Source organism: Stenotrophomonas sp. 99219_Sma, from assembly GCF_056480785.1.
This window is the reverse complement of sequence record NZ_CM151117.1, coordinates 2,741,913-2,758,626: the sequence shown is the minus strand read 5'-3', so window position 1 is coordinate 2,758,626 and position 16,714 is coordinate 2,741,913. Positions and strand designations below refer to the sequence as shown.

15 protein-coding genes and 1 pseudogene are annotated in these 16,714 nt (G+C 66.1%); 13 read left to right on the top strand and 3 right to left on the bottom strand.

Going from position 1 to position 16,714, the window contains the following annotated elements; genetic code table 11:
- Positions 1-41: 41 nt before the first annotated feature.
- The 9 genes from ACZK13_RS12630 (at position 42) to ACZK13_RS12590 (ending at position 9,679) form a co-directional block, all read left to right on the top strand.
- Positions 42-335, top strand: coding sequence for a hypothetical protein (locus tag ACZK13_RS12630; RefSeq protein ID WP_125894599.1), 294 nt, complete (start codon positions 42-44; stop codon positions 333-335).
- A gap of 95 nt (positions 336-430) precedes the next feature.
- The gene (locus ACZK13_RS12625) at positions 431-1,189 is read left to right on the top strand and encodes an SDR family NAD(P)-dependent oxidoreductase (RefSeq protein WP_049398446.1); all 759 of its coding nucleotides are present in this window, start codon (positions 431-433) and stop codon (positions 1,187-1,189) included.
- Between the two features lie 159 nt (positions 1,190-1,348).
- Complete coding sequence (locus tag ACZK13_RS12620) at positions 1,349-1,801, top strand: MgtC/SapB family protein (RefSeq protein WP_005410036.1); 453 nt, start codon at positions 1,349-1,351, stop codon at positions 1,799-1,801.
- Positions 1,802-2,023: 222 nt separating this feature from the next.
- Positions 2,024-3,682 (top strand): L-lactate permease, encoded by a 1,659-nt coding sequence (gene lldP, locus ACZK13_RS12615; RefSeq protein ID WP_180837660.1) that lies wholly within the window; start codon positions 2,024-2,026, stop codon positions 3,680-3,682.
- 53 nt (positions 3,683-3,735) lie between these two features.
- Positions 3,736-4,500: a transcriptional regulator LldR gene (lldR, locus tag ACZK13_RS12610; protein ID WP_049398449.1), complete on the top strand. Its 765-nt coding sequence runs from the start codon at positions 3,736-3,738 to the stop codon at positions 4,498-4,500.
- A 4-nt stretch (positions 4,501-4,504) separates the two neighbouring features.
- Positions 4,505-5,644: an FMN-dependent L-lactate dehydrogenase LldD gene (lldD, locus tag ACZK13_RS12605; RefSeq protein ID WP_125894605.1), complete on the top strand. Its 1,140-nt coding sequence runs from the start codon at positions 4,505-4,507 to the stop codon at positions 5,642-5,644.
- The gene (gene dld / locus ACZK13_RS12600; protein ID WP_125894607.1) at positions 5,641-7,347 is read left to right on the top strand and encodes a D-lactate dehydrogenase; all 1,707 of its coding nucleotides are present in this window, start codon (positions 5,641-5,643) and stop codon (positions 7,345-7,347) included. Before lldD ends, dld begins: the two co-directional genes overlap by 4 nt.
- 191 nt (positions 7,348-7,538) lie before the next feature.
- Positions 7,539-8,423, top strand: coding sequence for a hypothetical protein (locus ACZK13_RS12595; RefSeq protein ID WP_125894609.1), 885 nt, complete (start codon positions 7,539-7,541; stop codon positions 8,421-8,423).
- Between the two features lie 293 nt (positions 8,424-8,716).
- The gene (locus tag ACZK13_RS12590; protein ID WP_478450857.1) at positions 8,717-9,679 is read left to right on the top strand and encodes an IS110 family transposase; all 963 of its coding nucleotides are present in this window, start codon (positions 8,717-8,719) and stop codon (positions 9,677-9,679) included.
- A 44-nt stretch (positions 9,680-9,723) separates the two neighbouring features.
- On the opposite strand, the gene ACZK13_RS12585 is transcribed toward ACZK13_RS12590, so the two are convergent.
- Complete coding sequence (locus ACZK13_RS12585) at positions 9,724-10,020, bottom strand: I78 family peptidase inhibitor (RefSeq protein WP_006373100.1); 297 nt, start codon at positions 10,018-10,020, stop codon at positions 9,724-9,726.
- A 171-nt stretch (positions 10,021-10,191) separates the two neighbouring features.
- On the opposite strand from ACZK13_RS12585, the gene ACZK13_RS12580 reads away from it, so the two are divergent.
- Both ACZK13_RS12580 and ACZK13_RS12575 read left to right on the top strand, forming a co-directional pair.
- Positions 10,192-10,848 (top strand): hypothetical protein, encoded by a 657-nt coding sequence (locus ACZK13_RS12580; protein ID WP_049463092.1) that lies wholly within the window; start codon positions 10,192-10,194, stop codon positions 10,846-10,848.
- Positions 10,849-10,915: 67 nt separating this feature from the next.
- A pseudogene (locus ACZK13_RS12575) lies at positions 10,916-11,690 on the top strand (CDP-diacylglycerol diphosphatase).
- Here ACZK13_RS12575 and ACZK13_RS12570 read toward each other — a convergent pair.
- The gene (locus tag ACZK13_RS12570; RefSeq protein ID WP_125895868.1) at positions 11,687-12,286 is read right to left on the bottom strand and encodes a GNAT family N-acetyltransferase; all 600 of its coding nucleotides are present in this window, start codon (positions 12,284-12,286) and stop codon (positions 11,687-11,689) included. The pseudogene ACZK13_RS12575 and the gene ACZK13_RS12570 sit on opposite strands and share 4 nt — an antisense overlap.
- A gap of 219 nt (positions 12,287-12,505) precedes the next feature.
- On the opposite strand from ACZK13_RS12570, the gene ACZK13_RS12565 reads away from it, so the two are divergent.
- The gene (locus ACZK13_RS12565; RefSeq protein ID WP_478481754.1) at positions 12,506-15,232 is read left to right on the top strand and encodes a TonB-dependent receptor plug domain-containing protein; all 2,727 of its coding nucleotides are present in this window, start codon (positions 12,506-12,508) and stop codon (positions 15,230-15,232) included.
- Positions 15,233-15,336: 104 nt separating this feature from the next.
- Positions 15,337-15,969 (top strand): hypothetical protein, encoded by a 633-nt coding sequence (locus ACZK13_RS12560; protein ID WP_478481752.1) that lies wholly within the window; start codon positions 15,337-15,339, stop codon positions 15,967-15,969.
- 27 nt (positions 15,970-15,996) lie between these two features.
- Here ACZK13_RS12560 and ACZK13_RS12555 read toward each other — a convergent pair whose 3' ends face one another.
- Positions 15,997-16,638 (bottom strand): hypothetical protein, encoded by a 642-nt coding sequence (locus ACZK13_RS12555; protein ID WP_049398456.1) that lies wholly within the window; start codon positions 16,636-16,638, stop codon positions 15,997-15,999.
- Between the last annotated feature and the right edge of the window lie 76 nt (positions 16,639-16,714).

Here is a 16,714-nt window from a genome sequence, read left to right as displayed (position 1 = left end):
TGGAGGTGGACGCTGGCATTACCTCGCCCACGCGCTCTGCAATGCAGATGCAGATCCCGTCGTTACCCGTGCAGACATGCTGGGAAGCAGGGGCGTGGGCACGCTGGATGGTGGGGGAACACCAGGTTGAATGGAATGTGTCGAAGAAACTGGAAACGTTTCCCATTGTCGCCTTGATTCGCGCGCTTTTGATTTCAATATGGTCAAAACGATTGACGATTACGGCCAAAGTGAAAATGCCGCCGAACATACGCCAGCGTTTTGCATGCATATCCGTACGCAATTCCATACATCAACTTGAGTTGAGGTTTCATGGCTGGAACGATCACCCGTAGACGTGATGTCGGCCGGGCCATCACGAGCGGGCGCGTAGGGTGGGGCGGTTGGCCATTGCAGGTCACATCGATACCCCCACTGATGGAGAACGCAGATGATTGACTACCAGCTCACCGGCAAGACCGCGATCGTAACCGGCGGCGTGTCCGGTATCGGCCTGGCCGTGGCGCAGACGCTGGCCGCATCCGGTGCCCGTATTTCGGTCTGGGACCTGAAGCAGGATGCAGTCGATGCCACCGTGACGCAGCTGCGCAGTGCCGGTGCACAGGCCATCGGCATTGCGCTGGACGTTACAGACGACGCGGCCGTGGAGGCGGCGGTGCAGCGCACGATCAAGGAACTCGACGGCCTGCATGTGGCAGTCAACAACGCCGGTATCGGCGGGCCGGCCGCAAGCAGCGGTGACTATCCGATCGATGGCTGGCAGCGGGTAATCGACGTCAACCTCACCAGTGTGTTCCTGTGCCAGCGTGCGCAGATCCAGGCGATGCGCACGGCCGGAACCGGTGGCAGCATCATCAACATGGCCTCGATCCTGGGCCAGGTGGGCTATGCCGGTTCCACCGCGTACGTGGCGGCCAAGCACGGCGTGGTCGGGCTGACCCAGACCGCCGCCTGGGAGCATGCAGCCGACGGCATCCGTGTCAACGCGGTCGGCCCGGGCTTCATCAGCACACCACTGCTGGAGAAGATGGACCCCAAGGTGCGCGCCACGCTGGAAGGCCGCCACGCGTTGAAGCGACTGGGCACGGCCGAGGAAGTGGCGGCGCTGGTTGCCTGGCTGGCCAGCGACGACGCCTCGTTCGCGACCGGCACATACTATGCGATCGATGGTGGTTATCTGGCGCAATGATCGAGTGCGTGAAGGTTACGCATGGCGATGGCCAGTAGATCCAGGCCATGCGTGGATGAGCGCGCGCGGTGAAGCATGCGGTGAAGAGGGCGTGCCATCGTCTTCACCGCCATCCCACGGCTGCCGAGCAACGCTCCGGGAAACGCCCGGAGCCTGCCCATGGAACTCACCCAGGATGTCTCGATCCTGCTGCGCGTGGCCGCAGCAATGCTGTTCGGCGGCGTGCTCGGTGTCGAGCGCGAGATGGGCAAGCACGCTGCGGGCCTGCGCACCCACATGCTGATTGCCGGCGCTGCTGCGCTGATTGTTGGACTCGGCGATTCAGTGGCAGAGCATTTCCAGCAGGAGCGTTACCGCGACCTGCTGCAGGTCGACCCGGTGCGCCTGATCGAAGCCGTGGTCGCCTGCGTCGGCTTCGTTGCCGCCGGCACCATTCTGCGTGGGTCACGCGAGGATCAGGTCAGCGGCCTGACCACGGCCAGCTCGCTGATCATGGCGGCGGCCATCGGCATCGCCGTGGGCATCGGCAAGTACGTGATTGCCATCGGGGTGAGCGTGCTGTGCGTGCTGGTGCTGGCGGTGATGCGGCGGTTGGAGAAGCGGATTTCGTAGGGAATCTCGAATTGCCGGCAAGCGGCCGGCACTATCACGGGATCTAAATGGTCGGACCAATATGGCATCTAGCCCTATGGTCTAATAGGCGCTTCGTCGGAGCGGCGGTTAAATCCGCTGCAAGTGGTCTGATCGAAATCATTATTGGTAATACCAATAATCGACGACCATGGCGACCCACCGCCTGCGGTGGAGCACATCCCGCCCCAGTCGAGAGCCCTCATGCAGCCCTGGCAACACCTGTACGACCCCGCCGGCAACCTGTGGTTGTCCAGCCTGATCGCGCTGCTGCCGATCGCGTTCTTCTTCGTCGCCCTGGCCGTGCTGCGCATGAAGGGCTGGCTGGCCGGCACGATCACCGTGGCCATCGCGCTCGGCGTCGCCCTGCTGTTCTACCGCATGCCGCTGAGCCAGGCGCTGGGCGCGGCCGGTTTCGGCTTCGTCTACGGCCTGTGGCCGATCGCCTGGATCATCATCGGCGCGGTATTCCTCTATAAAGTCTCGGTCAAGACCGGGCAGTTCGACATCATCCGCGCCTCGATCCTGTCGGTCACCGAGGACCAGCGCCTGCAGATGCTGATGGTCGGCTTCGCCTTCGGTGCCTTCCTGGAGGGGGCAGCCGGCTTTGGTGCACCGGTGGCGATCACCGCGGCACTGCTGGTCGGGTTGGGCTTCAAACCGCTGTATGCCGCCGGCCTGTGCCTGATCGTCAACACCGCGCCGGTCGCCTTTGGTGCGATGGGCATTCCGATCATCGTGGCCGGGCAGGTCACCGGTCTGGATGCCTTCGAGATCGGTCAGATGGCTGGGCGCCAGCTGCCGTTCCTTACGATCATCGTGCTGTTCTGGATCATGGCGATCATGGATGGCTGGCGCGGCATCAAGGAAACCTGGCCGGCAGTGCTGGTGGCCGGTGGTTCGTTCGCCATCGCGCAGTATCTGACCTCCAACTTCATCGGCCCGGAGCTGCCGGACATCACCGCGTCGCTGGCCTCGCTGGTCTGCCTGACGCTGTTCCTGCGCCGCTGGAAGCCGGTGCGGATCTTCCGTTTCGACACCGAAACCAGCGCCGAGGCGGCCGCACAGGCACTGGAGGCGCCGCGCTACAGCGTCAGCCAGATCGCCAAGGCTTGGTCGCCGTTCCTGATCCTCACTGCGATGGTCACGCTGTGGAGCATCAAGCCGTTCAAGTCGCTGTTCGCGGCGGGCGGCCCGCTGGAAAGCTGGGTGCTGAAGATCCCGGTGCCGGGCCTGGACCAGATGGTGCAGAAGATGCCGCCGATCGTGGATGCACCGCTCAGCTACGAGGCGATCTACAAGTTCGACTGGTTCTCGGCCACCGGCACCTCGATCATCCTCGCCGCGGTGATCGCCATCATCGCGCTGCGCATGCCGGCCCGTTCGGCGCTGCAGACCTTCGGTGAGACCGTGCGTGAGCTGCGCATGCCGATCTACTCGATCGGCATGGTGCTGGCCTTCGCCTTCATCGCCAATTACTCGGGCCTGTCGGCGACGCTGGCCCTGGCACTGGCGCACACCGGTGATGCGTTCCCGTTCTTCTCGCCGTTCCTGGGCTGGTTGGGCGTGTTCCTGACCGGCTCGGATACTTCGTCCAATGCCTTGTTCTCGGCACTGCAGGCCACCACCGCGCAGCAGATCGGCGTGTCCGACGTGCTGCTGGTGGCGGCCAACACCACTGGTGGCGTGACCGGCAAGATGATCTCGCCGCAGTCGATCGCCATTGCCTGCGCGGCGGTCGGCCTGGCCGGCAAGGAATCGGACCTGTTCCGTTTCACGGTCAAGCACAGCCTGATCTTCACCACGATGGTCGGCCTGATCACCCTGGCCCAGGCTTACTGGCTGACCTGGATGATTCCCTGAGCCATGCACGGTCAGCCGACCACCCGCTGCGCGCTTCGGGCCACAATGACGCCATGAGCACGCAACGTATTTCGGACAAGGTGGCCGCGCAGCTGCGCGGCCTGGTGCAGGAACAGCGGCTGCAGCCGGGTGACCGGCTGCCGGCCGAACGCACCCTGGCGGTGCAGCTGGGGGTCTCGCGAACGGCGTTGCGCGAGGCCATCGCGCAGTTGGCCAGCCAGGGCCTGCTGACCGCACGGGTCGGTGGCGGCACCTACGTGGCCGAACCCGCGGCGCGCGCGCGGCAGGCGCTGGATGAACCGCTGGCGCCGTACCTGCCGCTGTTCCAGGGCGACCCGGAATACCGCTTCGACGTGCTGGAGATCCGCCACGCGCTGGAAGGCGCCACCGCCTGGCATGCAGCGTTGCGCGCCACCGATGAGGATCGTACGCGCATCGCGCAGGCCTTCCAGACCATGATGGACGCGCACGGCAAGGATGACCCCACCGGTGAAGCCGAGGCTGATGCGGCCTTCCACCTGTCCATCGCCGAGGCCTCGCACAACCTGGTGCTGCTGCAGGTGATGCGCGGCCTGTTCGACCTGCTGCAGACCAACATCTCGCAGAGCCGCGAAAAGCTCTACACCTCGGCGAGGACCTTCTCGCCGTTGTCCGACCAGCACCGCGAGATGATGGACGCGGTGCTGGCCGGCGACCCCGAACGCGCGCGCGCCGCCGCGCATGCCCACCTCGAGTTCGTGCACACCACGCTGCGCACCCTCGATGACAACGAAGCCCGGCGTGCGCGGGCCTCGCGTCTACCTTCCCCACACGGTTGACCCCATGATCATCTCCGCCTCCACCGATTACCGTGCCGCAGCGCAACGCCGGCTGCCGCCGTTCCTGTTCCACTACATCGATGGCGGCGCGTATGCCGAGCACACGCTGAAGCGCAACGTTTCCGACCTGTCCGACATCGCGCTGCGCCAGCGCATCCTGCGCAACATGTCCGACCTGAGCCTGGAAACCGAACTGTTCGGCGAAACGCTGGCGATGCCGGTGGCACTTGCGCCGGTCGGCCTGACCGGCATGTATGCCCGGCGCGGCGAGGTGCAGGCGGCGCGCGCGGCCGACAGCCGTGGCATCCCGTTCACCCTGTCCACCGTATCGGTGTGCCCGATCGAGGAAGTGGCACCGGCCATCCAGCGGCCGATGTGGTTCCAGCTGTATGTACTGCGCGACCGTGGTTTCATGCGCAACGCGCTGGAGCGGGCGCAGGCTGCGGGCGTGACCACCCTGGTGTTCACCGTGGATATGCCGGTGCCGGGTGCGCGCTACCGCGATGCCCACTCGGGCATGAGCGGCCCGAATGCCTCGCTGCGCCGCATCGGCCAGGCCATCACCCACCCGCACTGGGCGTGGGACGTGGGCCTGTTCGGCCGCCCGCATGATCTGGGCAACATCTCCACCTACCGCGGCAACCCGACCGGGCTGGAGGATTACATCGGTTGGTTGGGCAGCAACTTTGATCCCTCCATTTCGTGGAAGGACCTGGAGTGGATCCGCGAGTTCTGGAAGGGCCCAATGGTGATCAAGGGCATCCTCGACCCGGATGACGCACGTGATGCGGTCAAGTTCGGCGCCGATGGCATCGTGGTCTCCAACCACGGTGGCCGCCAGCTCGACGGCGTGCTGTCCACCGCGCGTGCATTGCCGGCGATTGCCGATGCGGTGCAGGGCGACCTGAAGATCCTCGCCGATTCCGGCATCCGCACCGGCCTGGACGTGGTGCGCATGCTGGCGTTGGGTGCCGATACCGTGCTGCTGGGCCGTGCCTTCGTCTATGCACTTGCAGCGCAGGGCGAGGCGGGCGTGGCCAACCTGCTGGACCTGATTGCCAAGGAAATGCGCGTGGCGATGACACTGACCGGTGCGCGCCGCGTCGCTGACATCGGCCGCGATTCGCTGGTCAACCTGCCGTGAGTGGCCACGATGCCGTGCTGGCGCAGTTGCGCGATGCGGTCGGCAACCGCCATGTACTGACCGGCGACAAGGCCACCCGCCGTTTCCGCCGTGGCTACCGTTTCGGCGACGGCCCGGTGCTGGCGGTGGTGCGCCCGGGGACGCTGCTGGAGCTGTGGCGTGTGCTGCAGGCGGCGGTGCAGGGCGGGGCAGCGATCATCCTGCAGGCGGCCAACACCGGCCTGACCGGTGGCTCGACCCCGGATGGCAACGACTATGGGCGTCCGATCGTGCTGGTCAGCACGCTGCGCCTGACCGGCATCCAGCTGTTGAACGAGGGCCGCCAGGTGCTGTGCCTGCCTGGCGCGACGCTGGACCGCCTGGAGCAGACGCTGGCACCGCTCGGCCGCGAACCGCATTCGGTGATCGGCTCGTCCTGCATCGGTGCGTCGGTACTCGGTGGCATCTGCAACAACTCCGGCGGCGCGCTGGTGCGCCGTGGCCCGGCCTACACCGAGCTGGCACTGTATGCGCAGGTCGATGCGCAGGGCCAGCTGCAGCTGGTCAACCATCTGGGCATCGCGCTGGGCGATACGCCCGAGCAGATCCTGCAGCGCGTGCAGGCGGGTGACTACCGTGCTGCCGACGTTGGGGACGGCGATGGCCGCGCCGCCTCCGATCCACGCTACGCCGAGGAAGTGCGCCGGGTCGATGCCGATACGCCAGCACGCTTCAATGCCGACCCCAGCCGCCACTTCGAGGCAGCGGGGTCTGCCGGCAAGCTGGCAGTATTCGCGGTGCGCCTGGATACCTTCGAGAAGGAGGCCGCCGAGGTCTTCTATATCGGCAGCAACCGCACCGACAGCCTCACCGCGATCCGACGCCAACTGCTGACCGGCTTCGAACGCTTGCCGATTGCCGGCGAATACATCCACCGCGATGCCTATGACATCGGCGAGCGCTACGGCAAGGACAGTTTCCTGCTGATCGACCGCCTCGGCACCGCCCGCGTGCCGGCCGCCTTCGCACTGAAGAGCCTCGTCGATGGCTGGTTCGAACGGTTGGGCCTGCGCGGGGTGACCGACCGGGTGATGCAGGTGCTGACTGGCCTGCTGCCCTCGCACCTGCCCAAGCGCATGGGCGAGTTCCGCCAGCGCTACGAGCATCATCTGCTGCTGAAGGTCTCCGCGCAGGACGCCGCGGAAACCGAGGCCTGGCTGCGCGGCTTCTTCGCCGACCATGAGGGCGGCTACTTCCACTGCACGGCCGATGAGGGGCGCAAGGCGTTCCTGCATCGCTTCGCTGTGGCCGGCGCCGCGGTGCGCTACCGCGAGGTACACCGCGACCAGGTGCAGGACATCGTCGCGCTGGACATCGCCCTGCGCCGCGATGATGCCGACTGGTTCGAGCAGCTGCCGGTCGATATCGATGGCCGCCTGCTGCACAAACTGTATTACGGGCACTTCCTGTGCCACGTGTTCCACCAGGACTACATCGCGCGCAAAGGCGAAGACCCGATGGCGATCGAGCATGCGATGTGGGCGTTGCTGGACCAGCGTGGCGCCGAGTATCCAGCCGAGCACAACGTCGGCCACCTGTACCCGGCCAAGCCGGCGCTGGCCGGGTTCTACAAGCAGCTGGACCCGAGCAACACCTTCAACCCCGGTATCGGCCAGACCTCGAAGGAAAAAGGGTGGGGTAGCTGCGACTGTAGTGGGCATTGACGGATACAGCGTGGCTTTACTGTAGAGCCGAGCCTATGCTCGGCTGCACTTCCCGACAAGCACAGTCGAGCAAGCTCGACTCTACAAATGCAAAGTCGAGCAAGCTCGACTCTACAAATGCAAAGTCGAGCAAGCTCGACTCTACCGGAGCAGCGGTTACCATCTGGATTCCACGAGCAGGAATCTCATCCATGCCCCCCGTCCTTGCCCGCACGACCGTGTGCGTTGCACTGCTGGCCACCCCGATGCTGGCGCTGACGCAGGGCTCGATCCTGCCGCAGCAGCGTGACGCTGCGGGCAACGTGATGGAGCCGTTGGGGCAGGTGCTGATCGCCAATGAGACGGGGCCGGCGGGGCTCTACGAGTGCACGCGGGACGGCAACTGGTGCGTGCGCGTGCAGCCGGTTGCCAAAGATGGTGACCGGCCGACCGTGCTGGAAGTACTTGAGAAGGAACCGGGCCAGGGCACGCCACACACCTACCACGTCAGCATCGACGTGCCGCAGGAAAGCGAGCTGTCGCTGTGGCCGTGGATCGTGCGGCTGGCACCTGGCGTGGGCAGCGATGAACCGGTGACCGACCCGCAGCAGCGCGCCCGCCAGAATGTGCTGGTGGGTGGCATCGTCACGTTCAGCGCCATTTACTCCGGTGGAGGTGCCGACGCGTCCACGCTGCAACTGGCACGCGTGCGCCACCTGCAGGACGACATCCAGGTGGACGACGACGTGTTGACCGTGCCATGGCTGGGCAATGCGATGATCCGCGCCTGTTTCAGCGAACAGGACATCAAGCAGCGCGCAGGTGCCTGCCATGACGAATACGGCTTCTCGGCGAAGCTGGCGCTGGATACGGTCGCCGAGGGCATGCCGGTGCTGCGCTACCAGACCGTGGCGACCCGGTTCCCGGCCGGTGTTTCGCGCTTCGAGGATTCGCTGGCCAAGGGGCCGTTGAAGAAGCAGGATCTGCGCACCGAGCAGGACCCGGCGTGCACCTACACGCGGCTGTTCCGCTTCAGCGATGGGGTATTCCACCCCGACCAGGCGCTGCCGGATTGTGCGGGGTATACCGAACCCTGAAATGTAGAGTCGAGCCATGCTCGACTGGTTTTCTGCGCGACCCATCCGAAAAGCCAGTCGAGCATGGCTTGTATGTTCCTCCCGGCTCCTACGCGGTATGTAGGAGCCAGGGTGGAGGGACCGTCAAGCATGCATCTGCGGATACTAGCCGACAGACGAGTCGAGCGATCCCCATCCCGCACACGAACGTCGATAAAGGATCGTACGGCCCCCAAAGGGGATCGTCGATGTAGGCAAGCTAACGTCGGTGCGGTACCACCCCAGCCCCTTAAAGATAGCTGGGAGCCGTACAAATGTCTGATTCTCTCGATATTGGCGTGGACGTGGACTCCAAGGAGTTCGTACCGGCAGTGGCCGACCGCAAGGCCGGCGACAGGATCGCCAACACCCGGGCCGGCATAGCCCAGTGGCTCAACACCTTGCCCCAGCGATGCCGGATTGGCATGGAGGCGACGGGGCGGTACTACGAGTTGTTGGCTCCGATGGCTGGCCAGGCAGGCCACGTTGTCTATGTGATCAATCCACGTCTGATCAAGTACTACGGCCGGGCGACGGGCTCGCGTGGCAAGACGGACGCCATGGACGCCGAAGCGATCGCCCGGTACGTGAAGAAGGAGAGCGATCGCCTGCGTGAATACGTACCGCGTACCGACGAGCAGCAGCAGATGCACGATTTGCTGCGCAAGCGGCAGACGCTGGTAAAGACACGCGCGCGCCTGGAGCAATCCTTCGGGGTAAGCAAAAGTGCCCCCGGGGAGCTGTCAGATCTGTTCTGCGCTCTGGCTGGGACGCTGTCCGAGCTGGAAAGCGAACTGCAGCGCTTGGGTCGCGATGGAGAGCATGGCGCGCTCTACAAGCGCCTGTTGACCATCCCTGGTATCGGCCCTGCCGTCGCCGCTCACCTGATTTACTACATGACGCGCTGGCCGTTGGCCAACGCCAACGCGTGGATCGCCTGCACGGGCCTGGATCCCCGGCCCAACGAGTCTGGCGGCAGAACGGGACGGCGTCGGCTGTCCAAACAGGGCGCGCCAGTGCTGCGCCAGATGCTCTACATGGCCGCAATGGGGCTCAAGCGGTGTCGCCGGGGGCAACCGCTCTACGACGAGCTGTCAAAACGCGGTCACCCCAGCACCGCCGTCTTCAACATCCTGGCCAGAAAGCTGGCCAGGATCGCCTGGGGTGTCTTCAAAAGCGGCCGGGACTTCGATCCGGCCATGCTGAAGGTGGGTCAAGCCTGCTTCCAGCAGGCTTGACCGCGAACATAGGATCTCGACTCTACAAAAGCCCGCTGCCGCGCTTACTCGCAGCGGGTGGACGTGATGATGTTGTCCTTGTCCACGAACACGCGCAGGCGGTCCGGGCGGATGTCCTTGGTGGTGATGGTGCTGGGGCCGATCGGGTTGACCAGGCCGGCACCGCTCTCGCGGGACAGGCGACGGATGTTGGGCTCGTTGGCCGGCTGGCCGATCGCCCAGCCCAGCTGGCTGGCGTCGCAGCGGCCACTGCCTTTGACTTCCGGGCCAGGGGTGCTGACGCAGGCCGACAGCAGCAGGGCGGAGGCCGGCAGCAACAGGGACAGACGGAATGCAGACATGCGAGCGCTCCTGCGCAGGGGAAGATGGCGGGAACGATAGCACCGAGCGTGCGAAAGGCGTCAGCGCCCCGGTCATTGCCGGCACAGCGTGGTCATTGCATAGTGAGAGGAATAGCTGGCAGTACGCCAGCGGGCAGGCCGGGCCTTTCCGGCGCAGGTGTTGGATACGGTATGACGGCAGGCAGTTTCCGCGGCAAGGACAAGACAATGACGGCCCTGATGTTGTCGTTGCTGGGCGTGGCGTTTGCCGCCTCCGCTGCCGATCCGGAACCCGAGCAGGTCCAATCCCCGGTATTCGGCGCCTGGCGCAACCTGCAGACCGAATCCGGCTACGCGCCGGCGCAGCGTAACCTGGCCTTCGCCATGCTGCCGCAGGCGGCCACCCGCGGCGACCGTTTCGCCATCCTCGACCGCGAGGGCAAGCGGGCGGTGTGCTGCCTGCAGGTGGCCAGCCCCTCGCTGGGCGTCGCTGCGCTGCGCGGGGAGTACCACCTGCCGCAGGCCTGGGTGACGGACCTGAGCAATGGCCGTAGCCCTGCACGACCCTATGTGCCGCACGTCTATGCGATGCAGCGGGTGGACGAGCTGGCCGACTACAGCTTCGCCGATGTACCTGGCGCCTACAGCGACCTGGGCGGTCTGCTGATTCCGGAAGGTGCCGCGCTGGAGGCCGACGGCAGTGCCGTGCGCCTGGGGGACAGCCGCTACCCGCTGCATTTCCAGCGCCAGCCGCACGCCGATGACGATGGCGCGCTGGACCGCTACAGCCTGCAGGCCGGCGAGGGTGCCGCCCCGATCGTGGTTGAAGTGCCGTTCGGCACCTACTGATTGCAGCGTTGCACTGGCTAGAATGCAGCGCGGCGCTGTCTGCCGTGCCTGCTCCGTGAGTCGTGCCGTGTCCTTGCGCCCCTTCCTGCTGTCGTCCCTGCTGCTGTTGTCTGCCTGTGCCAGCGCGCCTCCGCCGCCGGCCCATTCCGATGCATTGTGGCGATTGATTGAACGTGACTGCCAGGGCGCCGAAGGCCCGCGTGGCGATTGCCTGCGGGTGGAGACGGCAGCAGACCGCCGCGATGTGCTGGTCAAGGACGCGCACGGCGACTACCAGTTCCTGCTGATGCCGCTGGACAAGGTCAGCGGCATCGAGAGCCGCAGCCTGTACCAGCGTGGTGCACCCAACTACTTCGGCGCGGCCTGGCTGGCCCGCACCCACACCGAACGGGCGCTGGGCCAACCGCTGCCGCGCAACGTTGCCAGCCTGGCGCTGAATTCACCGCATGGCCGCTCGCAACATCAGCTGCATTCACGTGGATTGCCTGCGTGCCGACGTGCTGCAGGCGCTGGACACGCATGCTGCCGCTCTGGGCAGCCAGTGGACACCGCTGCCGGTGCTGCTGCGCGGCCATCAGTACCAGGCACGCCTGCTGCCGGGCGCAGAACTGACCGCCAATCCGCTCAATCTGCTGGCCTACGACCTCGCAGGCGTGGACGACGTCGGCCAGTGGAGCCTGGTTGTGGCGGGCCGGGACGCCGTGCAGGGCGTCCCGGGCTTCATCCTGCTGGCCACCCGTGTGGACGCGGGCACCGGCAACGAGGCCAGCGCCGAAGAGCTGCAGGACCACGCCTGCTCGGTGCTGACCGGTGCCGGCAACGCGCTGGAGCGGGTGCGCTAGTCCAGCACGCTGTGCTTGCTCCGCCACATGGGGGCGGTCAGCGCCAGCAGCTGGCGATCCTGCCAGCCATCCAGATCCAGATGATGGTCGCGCAGCAGGCCTTCCTGCTCGAAGCCGAAGGCCCGCAGCGCGGTGGCGAACGGATCACTGCAGTCCGGTGGCAGCATCACGAACAGGCGATGCAGGCCGACGTCCTCGAACAAGAACGGACACAGCGCCTGCAGCGTCGCGTCGGCATGCGGGTGCCAATGCTGCAGCGACAGCAGTTCGGCGCTGCGCGCGTGTAGTGATTGCAGCCGTACGTGCAGCTGGTCCAGTACGTTGCCGTGCTCGTCATCGAACACACCCAGCAGCAGCTGGTCGTTGTCCTGTTCCAGGCGTGAGCGATGCATGTGGGCGAGGAAGCGCGCTTCCTCATCGATGACGGACGGATCGCGGCGGCCGCGCCGGCGGCGGTCATCGAACAGGCGCCAGCGCGGCAGGTCGGCACGCTGGAAAGGGCGCAGGGTGACCGGTGCGGCCTGCAGCTGCAGCAGGTGACGGCGCAGCACCGGGCGCAATGGGGGAAGGGGGGAAGTGGGGTACGGGGTCATCATCCGGGGCACGATGGCCGTGCCTGCAGCCCTGCACCATTCAAAACATTGCAAAAGTGTGGTGGATGGCACTGCGGGTCTGATTCGGTTCAGGCATAAGGCCATCAGGCCTGGTCATTTCCGTTGAAACCCCCCATTCAGGACACTTTCGTTACGGGATCGTTATGCGCCGTACAGGCCGCTGCCCCCGTACCACCACCCGCCCAACTCCCCAGGAAGCCCATGTCCGCCTCCCACAAGGCGCTGCGCCCGCGTCCGCTGGTGCTCGCACTGTCGTCCCTGATGCTGGTCTCGCTGCCGGCCTTCGCGCAGGAAAGCGCACCCACCACATTGCAGGAAGTGAAGGTCACCGGCTCGCGCATTCCACGCGCCAGTGTGGAGGGCCCGTCGCCGGTGACGGTGATCAGCCGCGAACAGATCGATGCGCAGGGCTACCGCAATGCCTTCGACGCACTGAGCGCGCTGACCGAGAACACCGGCAACGTACAGGGCGAGGACTTCGGCAACACCTTCACCCCGGCTGCCAACACCATCAACCTGCGCGGGCTGGGCCCGAACCGCACGCTGGTGCTGGTCAACGGCCGCCGTCAGGCCGACTACCCGCTGGCCTACGAAGGGTCGGTGAACGTGGTCAACCTGGCCAACATTCCCAGTGCGCTGATCGAGCGCATCGAGGTCCTGGCGGCAGGTGCATCGGCGGTATACGGCTCCGATGCGATCGCCGGCGTGGTCAACATCATCCTCAAGGACCGCTTTGAGGGCGTGGATGTGAATGTGCGCGCCGGTGGCACCCAGCAGGGTGGCGGCGACAACCAGCGCGCGCAGGTGGTCGGTGGTAGTTCCGGCGAGCGTTGGGATGCGCTGTTCGGCTTCGAGTTCGATGTGCGCAAGGCGATCCACGCGCGCCAGCGCGATTTCATGGATTCGCTGGACGATGATCCGGCCGGCAAGGCACCGCAGGCGACCGCGATCGCCTATCGCCGCAATGCCGCCACCGGCCGCAACATCGATCCGGGCGTCACTGGCTGCGACGGGGCGTCTGACATCTATGGCGGCAGCGTGTTCCGCGCCTTCAACCCTCGCCAGGGCTGGTACTGCGGCAGCAACGAGGCCGCCGCCAGCTACTGGACCGTGCAGACCCAGAAGCGCAACCTCAATGGCTATGGCCTGCTGACCTTCCACGTCAACGAGACCACTGACCTGTTCGCCGATGTCGCCGTGGGCAGCGCGCGGATCTACAACAACACGCGTGCGCCGACCTGGACCTCGGCCCGCAACTACTTCTACAACCAGACCACCGGCAACCTGGAAAGCTGGTACCGGCGCTTCGCGCCGGAGGAAATCGGCGGCCTGCCGCGCAATGCCAACCGCTTCCTGGAAAACTCGTGGTCGTTCAACGTCGGTGCACGTGGCCAGATCGGCGACAGCGGCTGGGACTATGAGGCGGTCTACAGCCGCTCGCGATACGAGAACCGCACCCGCCGCCCGGTGCTGCTGGCCGGCATCAACGAATACCTGCTCGGCCCGAAGCTGGGTGTGCGCAACGGCGTTGAGGTCTATGCGCCGGACCCGTCGCGCCTGTTCCAGCCGTTGACCCCGAACGAATACGAGGGGCTGTCCGACTACCAGGAAAGCCGTAACGCGGCATGGCTGCAGACCTTCAGCGCCAGCGTCAACGGCCGCCTGTTCGCGCTGCCTGGGGGCGATGCGGCGCTGGCAGCGGTGGTCGAGGCCGGCAGCCAGGGCTATCGCAACCGACCGGACCCGCGCCTGGGCAGCGGCGAGTTCTGGAACACCAGTGCAGGCGTCGGCGCCGGTGGCGAGCGTGACCGCTACGCTGCAGGTGTGGAGCTGCAATTGCCGCTGCTGCAGTCGCTGACCACCACCCTGGCCGGTCGTTATGACCAGTACCGTGCCGGTGGCGAGCACATCGGCAAGGCCACCTGGAGTTTCGGCGTCGAGTTCCGTCCGATCGAGAGCCTGCTGATCCGTGGTACGGCGGCGACCAGCTTCCGTGCGCCGGACATGAACTACGTGTTTGCCACCGAAACCCGCGGCTACAACCCGGGCATGACCGATTACTGGCGCTGCCGCACGGCGGGCCAGTCGTACGACAACTGCGATTACAACGGCCTGTCGATTGATTACAGCAACCGCGCCAATGCGCAGCTGCAGCCGGAATCGGCCAAGTCGTATGGTTTCGGCGTGGTCTGGTCGCCGCTGTCCGGCCTGGATTTCAGCGCTGACTACTACGACATCCGCATCGACAACGAAGTGACCAGCCTCGATACCAGCCGCATCCTGCGTGATGAGGCCGATTGCCGCCTGGGCCGGACGCTGGGCGGCGAAGCGCGCGATATCGGTTCGCCGCTGTGCCAGGACGCGCTGTCGCGGGTGATCCGCAATCCGTCCAATGCCACGGTGCAGCCGGACCAGGTGACCCGTGTGCTGATCAATCCGATCAATGCGGCCTCCGAATCGGTTCGCGGCCTGGACCTGAAGGGCAACTGGCGTTTCGATGCCGGCCGCTATGGCCGCTTCACCACGCGCCTGGCCTACACCGTGGTGCTGGAGCACAAATACCGACAGTTCTCCGATGATCCGGAGCGTGACATCCGCAATTCGCTGGATGACTACCAGTGGCGCAGCAAGGCCAACGGCAGCATCACCTGGAACCAGGGTGACTGGACCACCACGCTGTACGGCAACCGCTTCGGCTCGCTGCCGAAGACCGATGGCAGTGGCCGCATCGCGCCGTACATGACGTACAACGCCAGCGTGTTCCGCCAGTTCGGCGAGAACCTGTCGGTGGGTGTGATCGTCAACAACCTGCGTGACAGCCGCCCGCCGGCGGACAAGAACGGAGGCGGCTGGCCGTTCTATCCGGTTGGCAACTACGACCCATATGGCCGCCAGTACTGGGTGCAACTGGACTACCGGTTCCGCTGATTCCGCAGGCGAACGAAAGGCCCAGCATTGCTGGGCTTTTCTTTGTGCAGTGCACCCGTGTTGCCGCTGCGCGCGTGGCATGCTGTGGCGCTACCCGGAGGAGGATGCGCATGGATGTCAGGGGGTGGAGCGTGATTGCCGTGCTGGCCATTGCAGGTTGCAGTGGCAGGCAGGCGGCCAGCGTGGAGGATGCCGCGGAGGTGGCCAATGCCGCGCCTGCGCCGTCCCTTTCCAACCCCGCGACCGATGCTGTATCAGCGCGCGCGGCAACGGCATCGAGTGCCACGACGGCTGCCGCTGGGCTCGCGCAACCGGAGGGGCACTTCCTCGAGGGCGAGCGCATGCTGCTGAGCGAGGGTGCGGTGTCCGTGCAGAAGAGCGAGGCGCTGCTGGGTTCCGACAAGGCTTTCGCGCAGGCGATCAGCCAGTTCGAGCGCGATGCGGCTGGCCACCCGGAAGTGCAGGACCTGACCCGGCTCCACAGGACGGCCGCGACCCGGCTCATCGGCAGCGACGGCACGCTGGTGTCTTTCGCCTGTGGCTACAGCCTGTGTGTTGGCGAGATCCGAAGTCGTACCGATGAGGATTTCAGTGCCTGGTCCGAGGCGATCGGCACGGACAAGGCGGCCCCGGTCTACAGTCTGACCACGGCGCCGATGACATGGGGCAGGGACCAGCGTGGTGGGCGCTTCGTGTTCTCGGTGGATCCTGCAGCCAACGCCATCACGGGCCCGTAGCCGGCGGATGCCCGGCGCCGCGGCGCGTTACGGAAGCGCCTGCTGCAGGTACGACTCGATGACGTAGCTGAAAGGCTGCTGCTGGCGGTCGCGCAGCAGGGCACGCACTTCCAGGATCACGCCGTGATCGCCTTCGCCCCGCGGCGGCCAGAACGTCTGGTCAGCCAGGGTCTGGCGCTGGAAGCCGAGCGGGCCGACCACGCGACCGAACGGTTCGTCGGTGCTGTCCAGCACCTGGTTCATGGCCGGGCTGAGGTGACCAGGCAGGTACCAGTTGTCGGCCTCGGACAGCACGCGGCTGCCGCAGACCAGCTGCACGCGGCGATAGCGCAGGTCGGTACCCGGCTTCACGCCCAGCGCCTGCAGCACGTCGGCGGGGGCAGGCTTGTCCTGGCCGTGTATGCGCACGGCGCGCACCCGCGCCTGTTCGGCCAGGCCATGTTCGGCACACCAGTGTTCCAGCGTGGCGGTGGCGCTCTGCCCGGACAGCACGCGCTGGTGCAGGCGCTCGACCAGCGCTGCCGGGGCGATGCGCTGCTGGCCCGGCGGTGACTGCAGCGGCGCGGCAGCCGCTGCATCGGTGGCGGACAGGCTGGCGATCGGGGCGGCGGCAAGCAGGGACGCGGCCTGCCAGCGGCGGAGACGATCGTGGCGGTCGGACGGGCCCATGCGGCATCACAGCGGAAACAGGCGCCCATGTTACCCGTTCAGGGGTGTTCACGGCGTGGCTGCGACCGGTTGTCGC